Genomic DNA, 719 nt, shown 5'->3' with positions numbered 1-719 from the left:
CGATAGTTCTGTAGAGTCAAGTCAAGCTGATTTGGTGATATCCCAGTCTCCAGCAGCGGGTCAAAGCATCAAATTGAAATCAAATACCAAGATTAGGTTCTACGTAACAGATGGCACGGTCACTAGCTCTTCTAGTACAAGTGAGCGAACAGAACCATCATCCTCTTCAAGCAGCACGAGCGAGGAGGAAAGTCACTCTAGCTCTTCGAGCAGCTCTTCGAGCGGCTCTACGAGCGCATCGACGAGCCATCAGTGAGGCAGCTAGTCGCAGTGATCTGATTGAGTCTATTTTAGGCTTTCTAGATAAATAAAAGTATATCCCTTGATTTTCAAGGCAGACTATGCTATAATCATTTTAGTGAATATAAAAGAGAGGCGAGGAAGTATCTTCGCCTCTTGTCTGTGAGGAGGTGCAGTCTTATCGCAACAATTGTTGAATTAGTAAGAGAAGTCATTGAGCCAGCCATCCAAGAACCCTATGAATTAGTAGATATTGAATACGGCAAGATGGGCGGTGACTATGTTCTCAGTGTTTTTGTAGACAAGCCCGAGGGGATTACGGTCAATGATACAGCAGATTTGACCGATATTATCAGTCCTCTGTTGGACTCTATCAAGCCCGATCCTTTTCCTGACCAGTATTTTCTGGAAGTGACTAGCCCAGGCTTGGAGCGTCCGCTGAAGACCAAGGAAGCTGTGGCAGAAGAAAGCTGTGGCAG

Annotated in this window: 1 protein-coding gene and 1 pseudogene; both read left to right on the top strand. The window is 45.5% G+C overall.

From position 1 onward, the window contains the following. Positions 1-256 (top strand): annotated as a pseudogene (locus D8792_RS11030) (PASTA domain-containing protein); the annotation flags it as partial. Between the two features lie 146 nt (positions 257-402). Then, a partial coding sequence (gene rimP / locus D8792_RS11025) for a ribosome maturation factor RimP (RefSeq protein ID WP_142999402.1) occupies positions 403-719 on the top strand: 317 nt, incomplete at its 3' end.

It is taken from the genome of Streptococcus cristatus, assembly GCF_003943505.1.
GTDB classification, from domain to species: Bacteria; Bacillota; Bacilli; order Lactobacillales; family Streptococcaceae; genus Streptococcus; species Streptococcus cristatus_E.
This window is presented reverse-complemented; position numbering and strand designations above follow the sequence as displayed.